This window comes from Psychrobacter sp. CX10 (assembly GCF_057621575.2).
The window spans coordinates 2,067,819-2,090,730 of record NZ_CM177736.1; the positions used below are offsets into that span (position 1 = coordinate 2,067,819).

Annotated in this window: 18 protein-coding genes; 13 read left to right on the forward strand and 5 right to left on the reverse strand. The window is 40.4% G+C overall.

Annotation, left to right across the window (positions count from 1 at the left end; all coding sequences use genetic code 11):
• Positions 1 to 62: 62 nt before the first annotated feature.
• The gene (gene nadB / locus AC21OH_RS08335; protein ID WP_487370928.1) at positions 63 to 2,099 is read left to right on the forward strand and encodes an L-aspartate oxidase; all 2,037 of its coding nucleotides are present in this window, start codon (positions 63 to 65) and stop codon (positions 2,097 to 2,099) included.
• 167 nt (positions 2,100 to 2,266) lie between these two features.
• Positions 2,267 to 3,193 (forward strand): LysO family transporter, encoded by a 927-nt coding sequence (locus AC21OH_RS08340; protein WP_487370927.1) that lies wholly within the window; start codon positions 2,267 to 2,269, stop codon positions 3,191 to 3,193.
• A gap of 55 nt (positions 3,194 to 3,248) precedes the next feature.
• Here AC21OH_RS08340 and AC21OH_RS08345 read toward each other — a convergent pair whose 3' ends face one another.
• Together AC21OH_RS08345 and AC21OH_RS08350 are read right to left on the reverse strand one after the other, a co-directional pair.
• A complete protein-coding gene (locus tag AC21OH_RS08345; protein WP_487370926.1) occupies positions 3,249 to 4,514 on the reverse strand; it encodes an FAD-dependent oxidoreductase in 1,266 nt (421 codons plus the stop codon).
• 65 nt (positions 4,515 to 4,579) lie between these two features.
• The gene (locus AC21OH_RS08350; protein ID WP_487370925.1) at positions 4,580 to 5,938 is read right to left on the reverse strand and encodes a UbiH/UbiF/VisC/COQ6 family ubiquinone biosynthesis hydroxylase; all 1,359 of its coding nucleotides are present in this window, start codon (positions 5,936 to 5,938) and stop codon (positions 4,580 to 4,582) included.
• Positions 5,939 to 6,356: 418 nt separating this feature from the next.
• Here AC21OH_RS08350 and AC21OH_RS08355 point away from each other — a divergent pair, with 418 nt between their 5' ends.
• The 3 genes from AC21OH_RS08355 to AC21OH_RS08365 all read left to right on the forward strand — a co-directional run bounded on the left by AC21OH_RS08355 (position 6,357) and on the right by AC21OH_RS08365 (position 8,696).
• Complete coding sequence (locus AC21OH_RS08355; RefSeq protein ID WP_486535564.1) at positions 6,357 to 7,460, forward strand: PhoH family protein; 1,104 nt, start codon at positions 6,357 to 6,359, stop codon at positions 7,458 to 7,460.
• A 122-nt stretch (positions 7,461 to 7,582) separates the two neighbouring features.
• Positions 7,583 to 8,131 carry an rRNA maturation RNase YbeY gene (gene ybeY, locus AC21OH_RS08360; RefSeq protein WP_487370924.1) on the forward strand — a complete coding sequence of 183 codons (549 nt, stop codon included), beginning with the start codon at positions 7,583 to 7,585 and terminating at the stop codon, positions 8,129 to 8,131.
• A gap of 205 nt (positions 8,132 to 8,336) precedes the next feature.
• A complete protein-coding gene (locus AC21OH_RS08365; protein WP_487370923.1) occupies positions 8,337 to 8,696 on the forward strand; it encodes a hypothetical protein in 360 nt (119 codons plus the stop codon).
• Positions 8,697 to 8,766: 70 nt separating this feature from the next.
• Here AC21OH_RS08365 and fumC read toward each other — a convergent pair whose 3' ends face one another.
• On the reverse strand, positions 8,767 to 10,155 hold the full coding sequence (gene fumC, locus AC21OH_RS08370) for a class II fumarate hydratase (RefSeq protein ID WP_487370922.1): 1,389 nt from the start codon (positions 10,153 to 10,155) through the stop codon (positions 8,767 to 8,769).
• A gap of 246 nt (positions 10,156 to 10,401) precedes the next feature.
• Between fumC and AC21OH_RS08375 the strand changes: the two genes are divergently transcribed.
• From AC21OH_RS08375 to AC21OH_RS08385, 3 genes are read left to right on the forward strand one after another with little or no spacing between them, the layout of a single operon-like run.
• A complete protein-coding gene (locus AC21OH_RS08375; protein WP_487370921.1) occupies positions 10,402 to 11,016 on the forward strand; it encodes a 5-formyltetrahydrofolate cyclo-ligase in 615 nt (204 codons plus the stop codon).
• Entirely contained in the window at positions 11,013 to 11,300 is a 288-nt protein-coding gene (locus tag AC21OH_RS08380) for a hypothetical protein (RefSeq protein WP_487370920.1), read from the forward strand. Before AC21OH_RS08375 ends, AC21OH_RS08380 begins: the two co-directional genes overlap by 4 nt.
• A 25-nt stretch (positions 11,301 to 11,325) precedes the next feature.
• A complete protein-coding gene (locus tag AC21OH_RS08385) occupies positions 11,326 to 11,757 on the forward strand; it encodes a hypothetical protein (protein ID WP_487370919.1) in 432 nt (143 codons plus the stop codon).
• Between the two features lie 84 nt (positions 11,758 to 11,841).
• Here the strand turns inward: AC21OH_RS08385 and AC21OH_RS08390 are convergent, their stop codons facing one another.
• Complete coding sequence (locus AC21OH_RS08390) at positions 11,842 to 13,293, reverse strand: Na+/H+ antiporter family protein (protein WP_487370918.1); 1,452 nt, start codon at positions 13,291 to 13,293, stop codon at positions 11,842 to 11,844.
• Between the two features lie 440 nt (positions 13,294 to 13,733).
• Here AC21OH_RS08390 and lon point away from each other — a divergent pair, with 440 nt between their 5' ends.
• The 5 genes from lon (at position 13,734) to AC21OH_RS08415 (ending at position 22,253) form a co-directional block, all read left to right on the forward strand.
• Complete coding sequence (gene lon / locus AC21OH_RS08395) at positions 13,734 to 16,106, forward strand: endopeptidase La (RefSeq protein ID WP_487370946.1); 2,373 nt, start codon at positions 13,734 to 13,736, stop codon at positions 16,104 to 16,106.
• An 871-nt stretch (positions 16,107 to 16,977) separates the two neighbouring features.
• A complete protein-coding gene (locus AC21OH_RS08400; RefSeq protein WP_487370917.1) occupies positions 16,978 to 17,544 on the forward strand; it encodes a superoxide dismutase family protein in 567 nt (188 codons plus the stop codon).
• Positions 17,545 to 18,316: 772 nt separating this feature from the next.
• Positions 18,317 to 19,366 (forward strand): recombinase RecA, encoded by a 1,050-nt coding sequence (gene recA / locus AC21OH_RS08405; RefSeq protein ID WP_487370916.1) that lies wholly within the window; start codon positions 18,317 to 18,319, stop codon positions 19,364 to 19,366.
• Positions 19,367 to 19,394: 28 nt separating this feature from the next.
• A complete protein-coding gene (locus tag AC21OH_RS08410; protein ID WP_487370915.1) occupies positions 19,395 to 20,444 on the forward strand; it encodes a regulatory protein RecX in 1,050 nt (349 codons plus the stop codon).
• Positions 20,445 to 20,867: 423 nt separating this feature from the next.
• Positions 20,868 to 22,253: a hypothetical protein gene (locus tag AC21OH_RS08415; RefSeq protein WP_487370106.1), complete on the forward strand. Its 1,386-nt coding sequence runs from the start codon at positions 20,868 to 20,870 to the stop codon at positions 22,251 to 22,253.
• A gap of 34 nt (positions 22,254 to 22,287) precedes the next feature.
• Here AC21OH_RS08415 and AC21OH_RS08420 read toward each other — a convergent pair whose 3' ends face one another.
• Complete coding sequence (locus AC21OH_RS08420; RefSeq protein WP_487370105.1) at positions 22,288 to 22,911, reverse strand: GNAT family N-acetyltransferase; 624 nt, start codon at positions 22,909 to 22,911, stop codon at positions 22,288 to 22,290.
• Between the last annotated feature and the right edge of the window lies 1 nt (position 22,912).

Below are 22,912 nucleotides of genomic sequence, written 5' to 3' on the forward strand. Positions count from 1 at the left end.
CCTAAGATACTACTGATTCAGTTTATAGCAGATCTAATTTAAACCTTTACGAGATAAAAGTTATGACAATATGTCAAACAGCTAAAATAGATAACCCATCGTATAATGCACAATCGGATTCACACTGTGATGTGTTGGTTATTGGGGCAGGTTTGGCAGGTTTGGCAACCGCTTTATCACTACCGAAGCATTTAAAAGTGACGGTATTGGCTAAAGAAGCACTCAGCGACTGCTCAAGCTATTATGCTCAAGGCGGTATAGCCGCAGTGATTGATAGTGATGATAAGGTCTGCGATCATGTAAGCGATACTTTAATCGCTGGGGATGGCTTGTGTGAAGCTGATGCAACCACCCAAATTTTAACCCAGGGCGCCTATGCCATTGAGTGGTTACTCGAACGCGACGTAGCTTTTACTACCAAGGCTCATGTACTTCCTGACTCATGCTCCAGGAATAATAATTCAAATTTATCAAATAACGCTACTTTAGCAGATTTACATCTGACTCAAGAAGGGGGACATGGGTGCCGCCGCGTAGCCCATGCCGATGATGCAACTGGCAGACATATTATGACTCAGTTACATCAGCAAGCCCAAGCTGCTGAAAACATTAATCTATTGCCTTACACTGAAGCGCTACAATTAATTACTGTTACTACTAAGGACGACGTTAATATTAAGAGTGATTTTGATAGTAGTGCTAGCAACTTAGAAGGTCATGAATGTCTTGAAGGTCATGGCAACGAGGTTAAAAAATGTGTAGGCGCAGAAGTTATAAATACCCAGACCAATGAATTATTAAGTATTATCAGTAAAACCGTCGTCCTAGCCAGCGGTGGTTTGGGCCAGTTATTTAGACGAGCTACCGCCCCTAATGTCTGTGTCGGTGATGGCATAATGATGGCTTGGGAAGCGGGTTGTCGTTTGGCCAATCTAGAATTTATTCAGTTCCATCCGACGGGCTTGTTCTATGAGGATAAAAATGGCAGCAGTAATTTTCTAATTTCTGAAGCTGTTCGGGGGGAAGGCGGTCTACTCCGCTGTCCATTAACTCATGAACGCTTTATGCCAAACTATGATGCTCGTGAAGAGTTGGCCCCACGAGATATCGTGGCAAGAGCCATTGCTAATGAGATAGCAAAAAATGGCTTAGGTTATGTGCATTTAGACATCTCGCACAAACCAGCTCAATTTATCAAACAACATTTTCCTGATATTTATGCTCAGTGTTTAAGTCTAGGTATAGATATAACTAAGCATCCAATACCTGTAGCACCCACCGCCCACTATACCTGTGGTGGGGTATTAACCAATGCTCGGGGACAAACGGATGTCCAAGGTTTGTATGCAGCAGGGGAAGTTGCCAATACCGGTTTGCATGGTGCCAATCGTTTGGCCAGTAACTCACTACTAGAGTGTGTGGTCGTTGGTCGCGCCATAGCCTCACAACTGGCTACACGCTTTAAATCAAATATATCTGACTCTGATGCGTTAGTTGAGTTGAAGACAGAGTCCTTGCAACTGCCACACTTTAATGTCTCTTTAGACTATTTGACTCAATCCAATTTCAATAGTGAGGAGTCAGCTTCTAATAAACAGCACCCTACTTCCCTGAACTTAAGGTCTCTATTAACTGACACAAAGCAATTAATGACCTCTAATATGGGCATACAACGCAATAAAAGCGATTTACAGCATGCCTTGCGTGAAGTTATGATGTCTAAGCAGCAGTTGCAGTATCTACCTTCAACCAACCAATTATCGAAGCCTAGTCATTTAGAGCTATTCCGCTTACGACGGCTACTAACTTTAGCATCGCTCATGTTGCAATCTGCCCTTACTCGTACTGAAAGTCGTGGTGGTCATTATAGAGAGGACTTTCCCACTCTTAACGAAACTGCTAGTACCAGTATTATCGCGCCTTTAACTGTTGAAAAATACAATGAAAGATACAGTGAAAAGTCCAATGAAAACTACATTAAAAACCGCTATAAAAACAAGGAACATACCAAAACATCATCTAATGATGATAATGAGCAATCAGCGACTACAAAGAAATTTAAACCATACCCTTATGATTCAATAGTTCAAGCTTCCTAGAATCCTTAACAACTATATAGGAATAGGATTGCCCCTAATCCATATAGCTATGGTAAAATCGCTGTCTGTTTGTCTTGGCTTGCGTGACTCAAAGGCTAGTTTGTTAACTACTTTGAATCGAGCAGCCAAGACGTAATCTACTCTACTGTGCCTGAATATTACCCCTCATGCAAACACCCCATAATATAGACAATTTGATCACCTTAATTCTGGTATTAACCCCATTATTTATCGGATTCGCCTTACCGTTAAATAAAACCTTGGTCCATTATTCAGAAAAAATGCTCGGCTATCTGGTCTATATTATCCTAACTTTAATCGGTATAGAGTTGGCACAGGTGGAAGGTTTGGGCAGTCAGATTAACGATATTATTTTTTATGTTGGGGTTTTATCAGTACTCACTATTGGTTGCGGTCTAGCTGGCTTGATGCTATTTGATCGATTGATACCTTGGCACCCCTCATCTAAGACTACTACCACTGAGCATAAAATTAGTATTCGTGGTAGTCTGATTCAAGTATTTTGTGTGTTATTTGGATTTCTGATTGGCGGAATATTACCACTAAGCATGACCCCTCCAGAGACCACCATGACCGGTCTTTTGATGTTGCTGATCTTGCTAGTAGGTATCGGTCTTAAAGGCTCAGGCATTACATTAAAAGAAGTCTTACTTAGTAAACGCGGTATGCAGACCAGTATCATTTTCACCCTGTCGGTATTGGTAGGCGGCGTTTTATTTTGGTTACTCATCGATGAAGTAAGCTTAACTCAAAGTCTGGCTTTAGCGTCTGGTTTTGGCTGGTATTCTTTATCAGCCATTGTAATGACCGATGCTTATGGTGCTGTCTGGGGTAGTATCGCTTTATTTAATGATTTGGTTCGTGAATTTTTCGCTTTATTATTTATTCCTTTTTTTATGAGACGTTATCCCTCAGCCGCTGTTGGGCTAGGCGGCGCCACAAGCTTAGACTTTACGTTACCGGTTATTCAACAATCTGGCGGCTTAGGTATTGTCCCTTTAGCGATTAGCTTTGGTTTTATTATTAATATAGTAGCGCCGGTGTTGATGGTGATTTTCGCTTCTTTTGGATAATGGTACATCTATACTACAAAGATTATAGTTTAATGTTTCCCAAAAATTAGTTCTTTTATATCCCACTCGCCTTCTGAGTAAAAAACCGCATTAACGGCTTAATTTTACCAACTTGATACATGCCTTCACTTCGCAACTGCTGTACCGGACGCAAAGTCGCAAAGTCACCAGCGAACAATCCGTTAATAGCTGAGAAACTATGCATCATTACACTATTATGAGGGCGGCGCGTACGCTCATACCGACGCAAGGTCGCAAGCTCGCCCCAACATCTACCGCCACTACGCTGATAATCCTCACCTAATATCTCAACCAAAGCTGCCACATCGAGCATACCCAAATTCAGACCTTGACCGGCTAAAGGGTGTACCCCATGTGCGGCATCTCCAATCAGCACTAAATTATCTTTCACGTAGTGTTTGGCTTGCTGAGCGTTTAATGGAAAGCTTGCAATGGATTCAAGCTGATCGATATCGCCTAAAGCATATTGGCTCGCCGCTGCCAACTCTCTGCGTAAAGTATCGCTATCTTGTTCATTAAGCTGTAGTAATTCAATGGCTCTATTACGCGGTAAACTCCAAACCACCGACTGCCAGTGTTGTGGATTGCTTTTATCTTCCTCAGTGACATCTGCCAATGGCAATAAGGCCAAAGTCCCAGTAGGCAACATCAATTGACGGGCTGTAGCACGATGTGGCTTTTGAGTCTTAATCGCACAACATATAGCCGTTTGATGGTAATCAAAAGTGTCTAGACCGATACCCGCCTCTCGTCTGACCAGGGATCCACGACCATCCGCGCCAACCAACAACTTACCTTGTAACTTATCGCCATTATCTAAGTGAACTTGATAGCCTTGTTCGCTGCCTAACCAATCCAGCATAGTCACTTTATGACCTGCTACTAAGTTTAAGTATTTAGCCACATCTTCTTCGCCTAACCTTTGATATAGGGCTTGTTCAATCACAAAAGGTTCGACCATTGAACCCAATAATTGTGGCACTTTTTCATCGCCAAAATTCAGCTCACCTTTACCATCTTGCTGCCAGACTTGCATTTGGGTGTAATCTGCTTTGCGTTTAGACTGAGCAATAATCTGCCAAGCACCGACCTGCTTTAATAGCTCAATACTGGCCAAACTTAAAGCAAATACACGAGCATCCCGTTGCAGCAGTTTTTGTTGCCATTGAGCCGCAGTAAGTTTGGGACGCGCATCAATCAAAATAACTTTGTGTTGCTGTAAGGCTAATTTTAAAGCCAAAGTGGCACCGACAATGCCACCACCAATTATTAGAGTTTGTGTTGAAGTAGGTGTTGCCATAAAGCAGTCCAGAGTTTTTATCAATCAGTTAAAATCAAAATTGCTGCCATCCAAATCTGCATAATTTAGGACTTAAGCCCCATTGCATAATTCGCTACCAAAGGTTTTACATTGGGTAGCTTATCAAAGGCAATCAATGCCACATTTCTTGCCAGTTTTACTGCCGGATTAGGATGGGTAAAGCCATGCACTACCGCATCACAAAAACGAATCACCCGTTTTTGATCTTTTTGACGCGCCTGTTCATAAGCTTTTAACGTTTGGTTATCGCCAATGTCTTCGCCGCGCATGACTTGATTACCTAGCATCTTTGCCAGCACTTGAGCGTCACGCATACATAAGTTAAACCCTTGCCCAGCAACAGGATGTAAGGTATGGGCGGCATTACCCATAATCACCACACGGCCCTCTACCTGACGCTCTGCCAATACTCGAGTCAACGGATAAGCACCACGTCTTCCCGTTTCTACAAAAGTACCAGCACGTTGACCAAAGGCTTGCTGTAGGGTCTTCATAAACAGCTGATCATTGTCCAAATATTGTTGCTCTTCACCTCTAGGACAGACCCACACTACTGAACGACGATAGCCCGCTTGAACGGGATTATTACCATCGCCATCCGCATCGGTTAATGGCAATACTGCCAATGGACCTGCCGGACTAAAGCGTTCAATAGCAATATGCTCGTGCGGCTTATCGGTCTGAACTACCCCAACAATAGCAGACTGACCATAATCATAATCCTTAGTAGAAATGCCTAATAAGTTACGTACTGTTGAATCACGTCCATCGCAAGCTACTATCAGCTCAGCAGTTAAGGTCTGTTGTTTTTCATCGTCTGTATCATAAGTGATGGTTGCTGATTTTGATGACTGTTTAACTTGAGTTACTGTGGCACCATCGATTAATACTATTAAGGGGTTTTGTTGTACCGCTAATAGTAACTTGCGCCCAAGCCATGCGTTTTCCATCACTTGCCCAAAAGACTCTACGTTTTCTTCTTCTTTATTGAGCTGAGCATAACCAAAGCTACCTTGCTCGCTTACTTGCACTGAGTCAATACGGCAAGCATGGCTTTGCAGCTCATCCCAAAGTCCTATTTCATTATAAATTTGTACCGTACGTCTGGACAAAGCCGTATTGCGACTGTCTAGGTAATGGGTTCTTTTAGCATCTTCGTTGGGACTGATCTTGGGATACGTATTACGCTCAACAATCGTACTGGCTATGCCTTGATTGGATAATAATAAAGCGAATGATAAGCCCACATGCCCACCACCCGCGATAATCACTTTTTGCTCAGTTATGGTATTTTTATTAACAGCAGTGTCATTTTTATGATCTAAAGTAGATTCAGGCTGCTTTAAGGTTTGATTATTATTTGCTGATTGAGTAATAGTATTACTATGTGATTGGTTTGTCATAATTTACTCTTAGAATTTTTCCACTTAAATAATTTTTGCATTTATTAATAAGAAAGACTTATATTTAATTTTTAATAAATTTCTTTAATTTTTAAGGACGATTCATTGCACTATTCTATGCTAGTCTTATTAGTATCTTAACATGATACCCTAAGGTTTGGCTTTATTATCACTGGCTTTAAATAGTATAGTTTGTTTGGCCTACTCTACGTAAGATAACTGATTTATTTAACGGTTACTCATATCTATAATTTAAGTTCAGCTTTTCAAAATTAAAAGCCATCTAAACTTATAATTTACAAAAATCGTCTAACACTGTGGCCGCATTCGCTTGAATTTCCCTATTAAACATCCATAATAATTAAGCAACCAAAATAAATATATTGCTTTAAAATATACATTACAAAAGGATTCTAACTTGACTGATACCGTCACTCGTAAAATTAATCTTGATTTTCTGACTTCTTCTCAGCTAAAGATTCTGGTTGGTGAATACAATAACAACCTTAAGTACATAGAAGAGCGTCTTGGCATCCATATCAATCAACGTCAACACAAGTTCATCTTAGCCGGAGATTTAACTGCTGTAGAGCGCGGGGATTTCATCCTTAATAAGCTGGCAGATGAGGCTCAGTCTGAAAAAGACATTACCCCTCAAGAATTGCATTTGGTTATCCAAGCCAGCATGTCACGTGATTTTGATACTTTTGCTAGTCCTAAAAAGACTGAAGAAAAACAAGATTCAGATGATTATGAGTACGATGAACAAGCCAATTATGACTCAATTGCACTTAAGACTCGAAAAGGTAAAATCATCCCACGCGGTGGCAATCAGCAGCGCTATGTGCAGCGTATCTTGACCTCTGATGTGTCTTTTGGTGTCGGTCCTGCCGGTACGGGTAAAACTTATCTAGCAGTAGCTTGCGCTGTCGATATGTTAGAGCGTAATGAAATCGAGCGTATTTTATTAGTACGTCCAGCGGTTGAAGCTGGCGAGAAGCTTGGATTTTTACCCGGTGATTTAACCCAGAAAATTGATCCCTACTTACGGCCTTTATATGACGCACTTTATGAAATGCTTGGCTTTGAGAAAGTAGGTAAATTAATCGAGAAGCAGATCATTGAAATTGCACCATTAGCCTATATGCGTGGTCGTACTTTGAACAATTCATTTGTTATTTTAGATGAAGCTCAAAACACCACACCTGAACAGATGAAAATGTTCTTAACTCGATTAGGCTTTGGTTCTCGAGCAGTCATTACCGGTGACGTCACCCAGGTCGACTTACCGCGTGGACACAAGTCAGGATTGGCTCAAGCCATTCAAATTTTAGGTAAAATTGATGAAATCCACATCACTAAATTTGAGTCTAAAGATGTGGTCCGCCATCAATTAGTACAAAAAATTGTTGAGGCTTATGGTGTTTGGGACGAAGAGCAAGAAGTACTTAAAGAATCTCGTAAGCAGGCACGTAGAGCAGAACATGAACGTAAACTAGCTGAAGCTAATAGCAACTCTTAACTGTTTTTTTGGTTAGGTTTAATTTTAAATTTGGTTTGATTTTATAACCAGTCGGATAGCATTATCCGGCTTTTTATTTTCTATAAACTTATCCCTCTTATTTTTATTGGATTAAACTGATCATGACTGACTCTGTTTCGCACATCATAGACGTGAGCACTTCTGACGCTGTTAAGAATGAGGTGGTGGAGAAGTTCTACCCTCAGTCTCACCTCCAAACCGTACTAAACACCACTTTGCAATATATACAAACACAGTTAGTAACCCTGCCCTATTTTGCAGAGTTTAATGAGTCAACTTGGCTATCAAAACCCAAGCAACTCGGGGTATATCTGACGGACAGCAATGAAGGTCGAGCACTTAATTTAGAAGCTCGCGGTAAAGACTATGCGACTAACATCCTCTCCTATCCAAGCGAATTACCTGGGTTTATATTATTAGAGATACCTGAAATACCCCTTGGTGAATTAATCATTTGTCATGAAGTGGTAGCCCAACAAGCTAAAGAGCAGTATAAGACCATTGCCGATCATGTCACCCATCTGCTGGTACATGGTATTTTACATTTACTAGGTTTTGATCATGAGCTTGGACAAGCTGAACAAGATGAGATGGAAAAGTTTGAAATTGACATTTTAAATGAGCTTGGTATTAACAATCCTTACGTATAACGTGCAGAATAAACAGCTTATTAAACCTAAAGTCTCAACGTTTTCATGGCTGTGTTACTACTTTTTAGGACTTATTAGGACTCTACCTTTACACAATTTAATATGTCAGGATAGAAGTTGAATAATATCAAAACGTTGATTGTGATTAATAACACCCTAACCAGTCAACGCTTCAAAAAATTATAATAGAAAAAGAAAACGCGTTATGACTCAATCGAAACAGGGCTACTTAGTTAATACATTGATTATTGGGATACTTTTATTTCCACTTATCGCTTATGGCATTCTGTTTAGTATCCGCTACTTACAGCTGCACAATGATGATTGGATACTGAATCATGCTCATATTAAGTATTGTAATGGCGCTGTAGGTCTCAGTGATACTTTATTCTCTTGTAATGCATCAACCGAATGTCTTTTGAAAGATAATAAAATAGACTTATTACTACCAAATCAAACGCAATGGCAAACTGTAGAGATTATAAAACGTGAAATGAGAATTGACCTTATGCCTATACTGTATATTAAACATAAAGAAGGCTTAAGTGAATACTGTGTTAAATAACCAATTAAAAAAACACCCTGCCATATCAATGACAGGGTGTTTTTTGAATGTTGGACTTGGCTAAAGTGGCTTATTTAGGCGTGACCATGTCTTCTGGGATAACCCACTCGTCAAACTGATCTTCGGTTAATAAGTCTAGCTCAACCGCAACCTGTTTTAGCGTTTTGTTTTCTTTATACGCCGTTTTGGCGATTAGCGCTGCATTTTCATAGCCAACATGACGGTTTAGCGCTGTGACCAGCATGAGCGAGTTGTGTAAGAAATGATCGATTTTCTCTTTCACGGGCTGAATGCCGCTTGCACAGTTTTCGTTAAAGCTGTTGCACGCATCGCCCAGCAGCTTGATAGATTGCAGTAAGTTATAAGCAATCACCGGCTTATAAACGTTTAGCTCAAAGTTGCCCGATGCGCCCGCCATGCTGATGGTGGTATCGTTACCCATTACTTGAGCCACGACCATGGTCATCGCTTCTGATTGAGTTGGGTTAACCTTACCCGGCATGATAGATGAGCCTGGCTCATTGGCTGGGATTTCTAGCTCGCCAAGACCACAGCGAGGCCCTGATGCCAACCAGCGTACGTCGTTGGCGATTTTGTTTAAGCTTGCGGCTAGGGTTTTTAGCGCACCTGAGGCGAAAACTTCGGCGTCACGAGCGGCCAAGGCTTCAAATTTGTTGGGGGCGGTAACAAATGGCAGACCGGTTAGCTCGGAGAGCTGCTTGGCAGCATTTACTGCATAATCAGGGTGTGAGTTTAGACCTGTACCGACAGCAGTACCGCCTAGTGGCAGTTGATACAGCCCTTGTAGGGCGTTATCGATACGCACTAGGGCGAGGTCTAGTTGGGCGACGTAACCGCTGAATTCTTGACCCAATGTTAACGGGGTGGCGTCTTGCAAGTGAGTACGCCCAATTTTTACGATACTGTCGAACTCTTTGGCTTTGGCGTCCAGCGTGTCTCGCAGGGCTTTTACCGCTGGGATGAGCAAGCTGTTGATTTGGCGAGCGGCGGCAACACGAATGGCAGTTGGGAAGCTGTCATTGGTAGATTGTGCGTGGTTTACGTGGTCATTTGGATGTACAGGCTTGTATGTGCCTCGCTCGCTACCCGCAATTTCGTTAGCACGGTTGGCAAGCACTTCGTTCATGTTCATGTTTGACTGCGTACCAGAACCCGTCTGCCACACCACCAGCGGAAACTGGTCGGTAAGACCGCCGTTAATGACTTCGTCAGTTGCTTTTACGATAAGATCCCGTTGTTCTTCTTCGATACGACCAAGGCTAGCGTTGGTGATGGCGGCCGCTTTTTTGACCATTGCCATCGCTTCAATCATCGGGCGTGGTAGGGTTTCGCCGCCAATTTTGAAGTTTTCACGGCTACGCTGGGTTTGAGCGCCCCAATAGGCGTCTGCTGGTACTTCTACGTTACCCATGGTGTCTTTTTCTATGCGAGTTGACATGATGTCTCCTGTTTTTTATAAAATTTGAAGTTTATTATGGTGTAAATAATTGAGATTTATACTTTGTTTCGATTTGTCTTTATTATAAAAACTCTAATAAATATGGTGCGATTATAATAGCACGAGTTGCGAGCAATCGCATTTATGTTAATGTATGAGGCTGCCTTGAACTTGGTGTGTAAAGTTAAATATTCACAAAATACACATCGAATTTATTTAATGAAACAGCCTTAAGGCCACAATAAGATGACTCAAAAAGTTGATAGACGTACCATTAACCGTCAACGTCGAGCATTATCAGACTCGCAAAGACGGACGGCCGCTAACCAAGCCAAACCTTTTTTAAATCGCCTTAATACACGTCTGCCAAAGCGTGCTAAAGTTGCCTTATACATTGATGATTTTGGTGAACTGCCCACACAGCCCATTTTAGATTGGTGTAGGCGAATGAAATTTGATGCCTACCTACCTGTTATCTATACGTTCGGCAAAGATAGTAGGCAGATGCGCTTTATTCGCATCAAGCACACTCATTTAACAAACGTACGTACGGTACGCCATGCATTTGGCATGAAGGAGCCTAAACAGCGTCATTTAGTACGCCCAGATGATTTGGATGTGGTTTTTTTTCCGTTAGTAGCCGCAGATGAAAATGGCAATAGAATGGGCATGGGCGGCGGTTTTTATGACACGACATTTACTAAATCTTACCAATACAGCAGTTCTAAAAATCTACGCAGACATCCGCTTCGGGTAGGTTGGTGTTATGAGTTTCAAGTGGTCAAGCAACTTGACACTCGACCTTGGGATGTGCCTTTAAATGCATTAATTACCCCTACCAAAATTAGGTGGTTTTCATGAGTAACGACTCATCAGATAAAATTAAAGACGCTACCAAAATCAATACCATGCAGACAGCTTCAAACCACACAGTTTCAAGTGCAGAAAATGTCGATCAGCATTTGCAGCAGATTGAAAACAATGCTACGGGTAATCCTCAACGCCAATTATCCCCAGAAGAGCAATTGTTTACCGAAGAGGAGCTTGCTCGCCTGGTTAATCCTGATAAACTTAAATTGCTAATGGAAAGTGGGGATGACTTAGTGGGCTATCTAACTGCTGAGATTGATAAGTTTGAAGACTGAGGAAAACGTTTAAATAAAGGATAATATGAAATATACAAGGCAGTATCTACCTTCAGTTATCGGTTATATCAAAGCCCATCCGTTTAAGGTTGTCTTTGTCATTTTGTGGGCAGTGTTCGTTTATCAAATTATTATGGCGGGATATACGCCTGACCCATTCGCTTTACTTTATTCTAAAGATTCTGATTCAAACAGCTATCCTATCGACTTAATTATCAATATGAATGCGGTGATGTTTTTTCATATAACTGTATTGGGGGTGATTGATTATTATATAAAAAGTCGCTGGAAGTTCCTGCTGATGTTAGCCATCACTTTGTTGCTACTCAGCTTCTTTATACTCTTTATTATGCACGCATCGCCACCACTGGCTAACCTTGTATTTTGGCTATTACTCTCTTTTGCTTATCTGTTATTAACCTGCATTTGGCAAGTGTGTCGCTATTTTTATAATTAGACCTAATCTCGATCCACAAAAAAACTAATATCGAACCATTGACACTCGCTTTTTTATTTTAAAATTTACTACATAAACAGTAGGTTACAATACCATTGCCGCAATCCAGCCAAAGATTAACAAGGGAATATTAAAGTGTAAAAAGGTTGGAATCACACTGTCTTTAATATGATCGTGCTGCCCGTCTACATTCAAACCCGAAGTAGGTCCAAGCGTCGAATCTGACGCAGGTGAGCCCGCATCACCGAGCGCACCCGCTGTGCCAATTATAGCCACAGTAGCTAATGGGGAGAAACCCATAGATATACACAGAGGCACATAAATGGCTGCAATAATAGGAATGGTTGAGAACGAAGACCCAATGCCCATCGTAACGATCAATCCAATCGATAACATCACGAACGCAGCAATTGCTTTATTACCTGCAAATAAATTGGTCGCCCCATCGATTAAAGGTGCAATCTGATCTGTTGCTTTCATAACCTCTGCAAACCCTTGAGCGGTGATCATAATAAAGCCAATCATCGCCATGAGCTTTATACCTTCATTAAATACGTTGTCGGCTTCATTCCATTTCACCACGCCCGTTGCCATGAATACGCCAAACCCAAATAACGAGCCTAATAATAATGAATCCGTGTATAACTGCACTACAAAGGCTGTAATAATGGCCAGCAGCGCTACAATCGTTTTCCCTGTACTCGGTAATTGAATATTGGTTGCGGTATTGGAGAATATCTCCTGGGTATTCGTAGCTTGTAATTGAGAAGATTGGGTTTGATTAGCGTGATTAACCTGGCTTTGATTAGCGTGGCTTTGATTAGCGTGGCTTTGATTAGCGTGGTTTTGAGAATCAGCAACCTCCACCGTCAGAGTATATTGACGCGGCTTTCGATAGCTAAAAAACACCGCTGTAAACAAACCAACTAACATACCTAATGCAGGAATAGCCATCGCTTTCATCACAGATATATTTTCGATATTCAACCCTGCTTCACCGACATTTTTTAGCATGATCTGCTTTAAATAAATCTCACCAAAGCCGTAAGGGATAAACATATAAGTAGTGACTAGCCCAAAAGTCATCAAGCAAGTTAAGACACGTCTGTCGATTTGCATACGATTAAATACCATCAACAAAGGCGGTATAATCAAAGGTATGAACGCAATATGAATGGGGATTAGGTTTTGACTAAATACACTCATTAGCACCAAACCAAAAAACAACACCCACTTAGTTGAACCAAGTCCAGAGCCTTGTTGATTATTAATTTGGTTAATGATCTTATTTGATAAAGTCTGCGGTAATCCTGAATGAGCAATAGCCACGGCAAAAGCCCCAAGCAAGGCGTAAGATAAGGCAATCAGCGCACCGTTTTTTATACCATCTTGGAACGCAGTAAGGGTAGCATCGACCCCTAGTCCGCCTACCAACCCTCCGACCATCGCCCCTATCAGCAAGCTTAATACCACATGCACGCGAGCCAGTGATAGACCTAACATGACTATAACTGCCAATAATACCGCATTAACCATTGTATGCCCTGTTTATAAGATCAATGAAAAAGTCGCAAAAGGTATATTTTACCGATTTTAGTAAGCTAAGACTATAATTGAGCGTAAATCACTACTAAATGCGCTTGTAATTATCACTACTTACCACCATTTAGATAGTCATAGCATAAAAAACTTCGACTATAGAAGATTTATGTCACATGATAATAGGAAAATATATGAGTAAATCAGATAAAAACTACAATAGTGACGCTGAGCAGATTGATGACGTTACCCCAACTGAGCTTGATCGAGGTGAGCTTGAGCAATTCGCTTTTGACACAATTAAAGCCAGTGCGCAATCTGCTGATGACTCTAATAACGATCCCATCTTAGAGTCTGATGATGACTCAGCTTCTGTTATTGATGAGCCAACTGAGCTACCTCTACTTGCTCTGCGAGATGTGGTGGTTTATCCGCACATGCAGATTGCATTATTTGTAGGCCGGTTAAATTCAGTCAACGCTATTGAGTTGGCTCAAGCTGAGTATGGTGACAAAGTATTTGTTGTGGCGCAAAAAGACTCTATTACCGAAGAGATTTATGAAGAGAACTTATATAGATATGGTACCGTTTGTCGTATTGTGAGCACTATGCCGCATGACAGCGATGACAACTGTATCAAAGTTCTAATTGAAGGTGAATATCGCGCCCATATGGATGAGGTCGACACCATCAGCCGTGATAATGTATTCACCGCGACTTTCACCCGTCGCGATATGTCCATTGATATGAGTGACAACCAACTCGAAAACACCATGCAGGCGTTACGTAGCCTATTTGCTCAATATGCTGAAGCGCGTCTACGCAATAGCCGTGAGCTTATTCGTGTGTCTGAACGCATTGATGACTTACTTGAATTGGTTTATTTTATTGCCACTCGAGTATCTATGGAGCTATCTACCAAACAGATGCTTCTTGAGAAAGACGATATCAATGAGCATATCAATACGCTGACAGAATACTTAGCAAGACAAAGTGCCGAGCAGTCAATTGAGCAAGACATTCAAGACGCGGTTCGCAGTCAAATGGAGAGTAACCAGCGTGAATACTTCTTGAATGAAAAGCTCAAAGCCATTAAGAATGAGCTGTCTGAAGTAAGCGATGGTGCTTTTGATGCAGATGATGACATTGAGGAGCTTGAAAAACGTTTAAAAGAAGCGGACTTGCCTGATGAGGTACGTAAAAAAGCGGAACAAGAATTTAAAAAGCTTAAAATGATGCCACCGGCCTCTAGTGAATCTTCTGTGGTGCGCAATTATATCGAGTGGATCTTAGATACGCCTTGGAAAAAGACCAGCAAAGTATCTATCAAGCTCGACAAAGCGCAGGAAGTATTGGACGCTGACCATTATGGGTTAAAAGATGTGAAAGACCGTATCTTAGAATATTTAGCGGTGCAGTCACGGGTTAAAAAAATACGTGGTCCTATTCTATGTTTGGTCGGTCCTCCAGGTGTGGGTAAAACTTCACTGGGTGAGTCAATCGCGCGTGCGACAGGCCGTAAATTTGTGCGCATGGCATTAGGCGGTGTGCGTGATGAGGCGGAAATCCGTGGTCACCGCCGTACTTATATTGGTGCGATGCCGGGTAAAATTGTTCAGTCATTGGCGAAAGTTGAAGTCAAAAACCCGCTGTTCTTGTTAGATGAAATTGACAAGATGGCACAAGACTTCCGTGGTGACCCTGCTTCTGCGCTACTAGAGGTTTTGGACCCGTCACAAAATGATAAGTTTAACGACCATTATCTAGATATGGATTTGGACTTATCGCAAGTAATGTTTATCTGTACGGCTAACAGTATGGACATTCCACCTGCACTTCTTGACCGTATGGAAGTGATTCGTCTACCGGGCTATACCGAAGATGAAAAAATCAACATTGCTGAGAAGTACTTAGTTCCTAAAGCCATTAAGCAAAATGGCTTAAAAAACCATGAGATTGAAATCGTACCAGAAGCGCTACATAGTATTGTACAGCGCTATACACGTGAAGCTGGCGTGCGTAACCTTGAGCGAGAGGTTAATAAAATTTGCCGTAAAGTAGTCCGTGAGTCCATTGAGAAGTACGGTATTCGCCCATCGAAGAAAACCAAAATCGAAACAGTGGTGGTTGACGATAAGAACATCAGTGATTACCTAGGCGTTCATCAGTACGATTATGGGTTGGCTGAAGAAGAGCCAGAAGTTGGCCGTGTGACTGGACTGGCGTGGACCAGTGTGGGTGGTGAGCTATTGACCATCGAAGCCATCACCATGCCAGGCAAAGGCGAATTTGTCTATACTGGATCGTTAGGTGATGTGATGAAGGAGTCTATCCGAGCAGCATTGAGCGTAGTACGAGCCCGCGGAGAGTTATTAGGCATTGATTATGAAAGCATTAAGTCACAAGACATACACGTCCATATGCCTGAAGGGGCAACGCCTAAAGATGGTCCTTCTGCAGGTATTGCCTTAACCACTGCCTTAGTTTCAGCATTAACTGGTATTGCAATACGTCCAGATATTGCCATGACAGGTGAGGTTACGCTACGTGGTAAGGTGCTGCGTATTGGTGGTCTAAAAGAGAAATTACTGGCGGCACATCGTGGTGGTATCAAACATGTACTGATTCCAGAGTCAAACGAGCGCGATTTGGATGAGATACCTGACAATGTTAAAGAAGGACTGTCCATTCAGCCTGTTTCAAGTATAGATGAGGTTTTAAAGGTGGCATTGATAAAAATGCCAAAACCTTTGAAGCCCTCTAAAGTAACGGTTGATACCACAAATTCAAAAAAGGTATTACGAAGCTAATATTCAAAGACCGCATGTAAATTATTTTTAATAAATTTGGGCTGCTCAATGAGTAGCCCTTTTTTATATCTAAGGGATCATTGAACATTCATCTTCTTAGGCAAAAATTAGCTCGTTTTCACAAGAAATAAAATTTTCATTGAACTTAAATGGCTAATTATAGTCAAATAAGTCTAAAATGGTTACTAGGCGGCCGAGTGCAAGTATTACTCAATTAGGCTTAGAGAGGTTAACGCCATAACTTTTTAGTAGTTCGCTGACTATAATATAGGTATAAATATTAAACAGACACTAGGGGCTGTATAGAATTGATTCATGGAACTGGCAGTGGCTATTTTTTAGTCAATATGCAGGGAAATTTTCGCAGCTTAGTTGTTCTAAGTTAGATAATTTCACAATATATTGGCAAAAAATAGCCCTGACCTGTAAGGCTGATGCTAAAATTGCCCCAAACGTTGTTGTAAACCTAGCTAAGGTCTAGACATTATCAGCGGTTTACGCCTAGTTTGGAACAATTTTAGCTATCAGCAGTCCTAATTAATCAATTCTATACAACCCCTAGTCTATTTACAATTTATAACCTATAGAAACGTATAGGCTAATGGGTTTATTGCCAGTTTGATTATAATTTAATAGAAGTACAATAAATTATTGATCAATCCAAAGAATATTGAATAGTGTCTCTTTCCAAAAAGTCTTCCCAAGAAGTTTTGGCAATGAGTATTGGCTAGAAGTATTGACCTCACTTTTTTTGTATCTTTAGGTCAATAGTAGATGCTCAATAGAGCGAACCACCAATAAGAATTTTATATTATTTTACTAGTTTTTATTTTCTCTTGAACTATCTATTATAAATAATAAGGAGTAACTCATGAAAAAGCTATTTACGACTACCGCAGCATTAGCGACTGCCTTAACTCTAAGTGCCTGTCAGAGTACACCTCAAACGCCTACCCCGACACCTGTCGCAATAAGCCCTGTCCTCACGTCCAGTATTCATACGACTGATCAAAACCAAACGCATATTGGCAACATGTACTTACGCCCTGTTCAAAGCGGCGTGCAAATATATGGTGACATTACAGGATTAACACCGGGTGAAACTGTGGCTATTCATATCCACGAATTTGGTAATTGTGGCAATATGGGCAAAAATGCAGGTGGTCATTATAATCCAACAAACCAACCACACGGTATTCCAAATTTAGCACAGAGTCATGCAGGAGACCTGCCAAACATTACAGCTAATGCGAATGGTGTGGCATCTTTGAACTTTGTTAAACAAGGTATTTCGCTATCTTCTAATGGCGTTAACAGTGTTTACAAGCGTGCCTTTATCGTTCATGAAGGACAAGACGATTACCGCAGCCAGCCGTCAGGTGATGCTGGTAGCCGTATAGCGTGTGGCATTATCGAACCTTATGCTATGGCGCGCTAGTCCATTGCTATGTCAGTATATACTTGAGTAGTTTTTTTAAGAATGCTCAATAGACCCTAGTGATGATATATATAAGTAAGCTATTTAAGTCAAAACTACTAAGTTAGATTTAGCTAAATAGTTCTATCTAAAACACTTAGGCTATTTTAAGACCAATTTCTATCATTAGAAATTGGTCTTTATTTTCTTTAGTCTTTAAGTCTATAGGTTTTAAATCTGTAAACCTTCAAATGTTTAGGGTTTTAAGTCTTTAAAGCATTTAAGTGACTACGATATGAACGTTATATATAGCCTTATAAAAGCATGAACACCTAACGACAGTATGTGTCGTTTACTGTCATCGTTACCCTATTCATTAGGTAGCTATTTGTTATAATAAGCACAGACAAACTAAATATATCCAGTTTCAAAATCTTATTATTAGCTATCAGGATCGTTTTAACGACTTACTAATTCTATATTTTCTTTCCAACACTGTTAATTTAAACCTTATACTCAGACTATCAACTTTACTCTCTTCATTATTTAAAAATTTGTAGACGACACTTTATTTAATCATCATTGTATCGACAACGTATCTTATTAATGAATGACTACTTACAGATCAATGTACAGCATTTTATAAATTCAATTTAAATAACACAATTTAAGTAATATAAATTATCGCGTAATAGATAATTATGGAATAAATCCATCATTTATCATTACTAAACTTTCATTTTAGCTTTATAATCTAAAACACTTTTCAATTATATATTATTAGGACATCATTATGGATGACAACAAAGCCAAAGCGTTAAAAGCGGCACTAGGTCAAATCGAAAAGCAATTCGGTAAAAACACCATCATGCATCTTGGCGATAATTCAGCCACTTTAGATGTCGATGTGGTTTCTACAGGCTCATTAGGTTTAGACATTGCGTTAGGAATAGGCGGCCTGCCTAAAGGTCGTATCGTAGAGATTTACGGCCCTGAAAGCTCAGGTAAAACAACGCTTACCCTTCAAGCCATTGCTGAATGTCAAAAGCAAGGCGGTACCTGTGCATTTATCGACGCCGAGCACGCTCTTGACCCAATTTATGCACGCAAACTGGGTGTGAATACCGATGATCTTTTGGTCTCTCAACCTGATAATGGCGAACAAGCCTTAGAGATTACTGACATGTTGGTACGCTCAGGTGCTCTTGATATGATCGTTATTGACTCGGTAGCTGCTCTTACCCCGCGCGCTGAAATCGAAGGCGAAATGGGTGACAGTCACATGGGTCTGCAAGCAAGATTAATGAGTCAGGCGCTGCGTAAAATTACAGGTAACGCCAAACGTTCAAACTGTATGGTTATCTTTATTAACCAGATTCGTATGAAGATTGGGGTGATGTTTGGCTCTCCTGAAACCACTACTGGTGGTAACGCCCTGAAATTCTACGCGTCAGTTCGACTAGACATCCGCCGTATCGGTGCAGTAAAAAGCGGTGATGAGATCATTGGTAACCAAACAAGAGTTAAAGTTATTAAAAACAAAATGGCACCGCCTTTCCGTCAAGCTGAATTTGAAATCACTTACGGCGAAGGCACCAACCATCTAGCCGAAGTTATCGATCTTGGTGTGGATATTGGTGTCGTGGGTAAAGCGGGTGCTTGGTATAGCTATGGCGATGAAAAGATTGGTCAAGGTAAAGCCAATTCAGTGTTGTTCTTAAAGGACAATTCTGCTATTGCCGAAGAGATTGAAGCTAAAATTCGTGCTGAAAAGCTAGCGGTCGCTAATCCTGAAGGGGAAGAAAAAGCCTCTGAAGAAGAGTTGCCAAGCGCAGATGCCTAACCTTATATAGATTTGCAAACGATATCTTATGCAGATAAAAACACTTGCTGAAATCCTTGCTGAAACGAGCAAGGACGATAACCCCTCAAAGCGTTCGACGAAACGCAAAACTTTAAATCAGCAAACTTACGTCCAAAAAAAACAATCGCGGGTAAAGGATCGCTTTGCCCGTGATTTTGACGTGTCTGAAGATTATGAAATACCAGATGCGTCATTAACTATAAAACCTACTAGAGAACCTACTAGAGAGCCACCAAAAAGAACAACTAAAAAACGCAAAAAGAAAAAAACCTTCCATCCGGCCTCTCCCTATCAACCAAAAACTCATATCAACGAGCCGATAAAAGAAGTTAATCCTAATAGTATTAAAAGTATATTGGCTCAAATCAAAGAAGAAGTCACTGATGAGCGCCATTCAGAGATTAATGATTCATCAAAAGAATTAAACAATCAAACTTTTGACTCCTTAACTTCCCTAGATAACTTGCCAACTGCGCTAAAAGCTTATCTAAAAACTCCTGAGCAGCGCCAAGCGGAAAAGGAAGAAATCAAGGCAAACAGTCGCTTGCGTTGGTTGGCCTTTTATTACTTATCGAGACGTGAACACTCAGCAGGAGAGCTGCGTCAGAAGCTTATTGACAAAGAGCAAGACCCGCAGAAAATTGATGAGTTGCTACAAGAGTTTGCGGAAAAAGGCTATCAAAGTGATTACCGTACTGCACTCATGCTGATTCGTGAAGGTATACGTAAAAGGCGTGGCCGCGTTCGTATTAAGAATGACTTTTATAAACGTAAGGTAGAAGTCCCTGCAAATATCGATGAATTAATTGATATGGCGACGGAGGACAACGAAGAGTTTGTGGACGTGTTATCAGACAATGATATGGTTGATGGTGTAGATTGGCTACGCTTAGCGGTAGAGGCTCGGGTAAAAAAATATGGTAAAGACATTCCTACAGATCCCAAAATCAAGGCGCGCCAGCTAAGATTTTTACAATATCGTGGCTTTAAACCAGACATTTGCTTTCAAGCTATTAACTACAACCTTGATACTATTGATAATAGATATTGGAAATAGGTCCTGATAATAGAGTCTGTTTAACTATAATCCTAAAGTATTTTTGTAAGATACTTATAAACCGTAGAACAATTATAAATCGTGGAATACTTATGAATCATAAACTATTTATAGGTGTTAAAATTTTTCATACAAAATTCTTATTTTTTACGCACTAAAGTCGCTCATCTATTTTCTTTTTTTGCTTTAATAAACGTATTCAGAGTTTAAACCTTATTTTTAATCCTAATAGTCCCTATTCAAATGTGATTTTTATTAAATAAGAAGGGGCTGTCTTTTTATCAATCTGAATAGTCACTATTAATTATAATGACATATGGATTAAATTTATTAATTTAATATAAACTATATAATGTCGTAAGTTTTACTACACCTAACCTGATAACTTTGATCTTACACATTAACTTAAGGAATATTTTAAATATGGAACTTTTCTCCTCTAATACTCATCAAGCCTCTAAAACAACATTTATGAGACGCAATGCGCTTTCATCTTTCAACAAAGATAAAATCGTTAATCAGTATCTTTCTACAATAGCAAATAAGTCTACATTCGCCCTCAAAGCGCTTACGCTTACTGTAGCATCAACACTAACCTTATCCGCTTACGCCCAACAAGTTATACAGCCTCAGCAATCTTATGCTGGTGAGCTCACAGAAAGTAGTATGGTAGATGAGTATAGTGGAAAGTTGCATAATTTATATACCTTAAAAGGTAGTCCTGGCAGATACCTAAAAATCGATATGATATCTAATCACATTGACCCACAACTATTGGTAGGAGAATCTCTAGCACAGTTCAATTCTTACTGTAACGAGTGTATAGAAGATGATGACAGTGGCATTGATACAAATAGCCGAGTCATTTATAAAGTCCCAAGTAGCGGTAACGTTTATATTCAAGCCAGATCTTATGAAGAAGAGCTGGGCCCTTATATTATAAGTGCTAACTATCTTCCAAAAACTTCAGCATCCCAAGTGATTGACCTGCCCAAAAACGGCATTGTTTCAAATGTATTCTCGACCACTACTACGATAGATGACTCAGGATATTTTTATAATCTTTACCGCCTGCAAGGGAAACCGGGTGAAGTTGTTAGACTTGAAGTCATCTCAGAAGATTTAGATGCCATTATTGGGCTTGGTGAGATGAAAAACGGCAAATTTGTTTCAATTGAAGATGCTGATTCAAGGTCATTAAGCCTAAGTGATGGCAATAAACGTAAGACATTTAAGCTAGATAGTACGGGTCGAGCTGTGGCAAAAGTGTCCTCTGATAGAGTCTGGGATTTGGGTGAATATTTGATTGCAAATACCTCTTTAAACGTTATGACAGATTATAAGCCTGTATATGAATTAGAAGCCAATCGAATTGCTAAAACTCAGCTAACAACCCTTGATCCTTTATATCAAGGTGATTATTACGCCCATACATATAAAATAAATGGAACACCAGGACAACGTTATAGTATTACCACAACCTCCGATGATTTAGACACGCGACTGTTGTGGGGCCGCATGGTTAACGGAAACTTTCTCATTGATCAAGAAAATGATGATGCAAGCGATGACGTAAGTGCTGATGAAATCTATGCAACAGAAGAAGCTTACGAAGAGATCTATATCGATGAAACGACTTCTGAAAGTTATGAGACATCTGAAGCTTATGTAGAAGAAATTGCATCAGTTGACGACATAGATTCGAAGCTATCCGTCATTTTGGATCGTACTGGTCAACAAATCCTTATAGTAACTACGTATGAGCCTGAACAAACTGGCAGTTACAGTTTGAAGGTTGTAGAAGAGTAATTATGACGTTATAGCTAATAAAAATGGTACGCTCTTATACCCGTTTTTCTAACTCAAGCAGCTCTAAGTCTGAGCGCTTGGGTTCCCCATTGTTACCATCGTTAGGAAAAGGTAAGCTTGCGCCAGTTAAAGCATATCCGCGCCGCTGGTAATAAGCGAGTAATTCTGGACGGTGGCTTAGTATACTCATGGTTAGCCGAATGGGTTTGCTAGCATTATTAGATTTTAAATGACGATTAGCAAACGTCTCTACCGCTTCTAGCATCTTATTTCCAACACCTAGACCCTGCAAATCGGGATGTACCGCAAACATACCTATGTAGGCGGTATTTATTTTGGTTTGAATTTGCACCGCAATACTGCCCAATATCTTTCCAGTCTCTATCGAATCGATTCGCTCAGGATAAACGAATAAATAATGGCGCTTATCATCAACTACTTTTTTTAATTCAGCTCCCGTTGTACGTATCCCGCCTATCAATTCAGATTCATTTGTCCAGCCTACATCGTCGCGATAGCAGAGGTTCAATAAACTTAATAATGCTGATATATCATTTAAGGTGGCTTGACGCAATGTGACAATAGGCTTAGTCGTAGTAGGCTTAGATTTAGTAGGCGTGGTCATAAAGGTTCTCCATACATCGTTATGTTTTGCCATA

Coding starts and splice junctions, on each gene's coding strand:
- nadB (WP_487370928.1), top strand. CDS start 63: ATGACAATATGTCAAACAGCTAAAATAGATAACCCATCGTATAATGCA.
- AC21OH_RS08340 (WP_487370927.1), top strand. CDS start 2,267: ATGCAAACACCCCATAATATAGACAATTTGATCACCTTAATTCTGGTA.
- AC21OH_RS08345 (WP_487370926.1), bottom strand. CDS start 4,514: ATGGCAACACCTACTTCAACACAAACTCTAATAATTGGTGGTGGCATT.
- AC21OH_RS08350 (WP_487370925.1), bottom strand. CDS start 5,938: ATGACAAACCAATCACATAGTAATACTATTACTCAATCAGCAAATAAT.
- ybeY (WP_487370924.1), top strand. CDS start 7,583: ATGACTGACTCTGTTTCGCACATCATAGACGTGAGCACTTCTGACGCT.
- AC21OH_RS08365 (WP_487370923.1), top strand. CDS start 8,337: ATGACTCAATCGAAACAGGGCTACTTAGTTAATACATTGATTATTGGG.
- fumC (WP_487370922.1), bottom strand. CDS start 10,155: ATGTCAACTCGCATAGAAAAAGACACCATGGGTAACGTAGAAGTACCA.
- AC21OH_RS08375 (WP_487370921.1), top strand. CDS start 10,402: ATGACTCAAAAAGTTGATAGACGTACCATTAACCGTCAACGTCGAGCA.
- AC21OH_RS08380 (WP_487370920.1), top strand. CDS start 11,013: ATGAGTAACGACTCATCAGATAAAATTAAAGACGCTACCAAAATCAAT.
- AC21OH_RS08385 (WP_487370919.1), top strand. CDS start 11,326: ATGAAATATACAAGGCAGTATCTACCTTCAGTTATCGGTTATATCAAA.
- AC21OH_RS08390 (WP_487370918.1), bottom strand. CDS start 13,293: ATGGTTAATGCGGTATTATTGGCAGTTATAGTCATGTTAGGTCTATCA.
- lon (WP_487370946.1), top strand. CDS start 13,734: ATGCAGATTGCATTATTTGTAGGCCGGTTAAATTCAGTCAACGCTATT.
- AC21OH_RS08400 (WP_487370917.1), top strand. CDS start 16,978: ATGAAAAAGCTATTTACGACTACCGCAGCATTAGCGACTGCCTTAACT.
- recA (WP_487370916.1), top strand. CDS start 18,317: ATGGATGACAACAAAGCCAAAGCGTTAAAAGCGGCACTAGGTCAAATC.
- AC21OH_RS08410 (WP_487370915.1), top strand. CDS start 19,395: ATGCAGATAAAAACACTTGCTGAAATCCTTGCTGAAACGAGCAAGGAC.
- AC21OH_RS08415 (WP_487370106.1), top strand. CDS start 20,868: ATGGAACTTTTCTCCTCTAATACTCATCAAGCCTCTAAAACAACATTT.
- AC21OH_RS08420 (WP_487370105.1), bottom strand. CDS start 22,911: ATGGCAAAACATAACGATGTATGGAGAACCTTTATGACCACGCCTACT.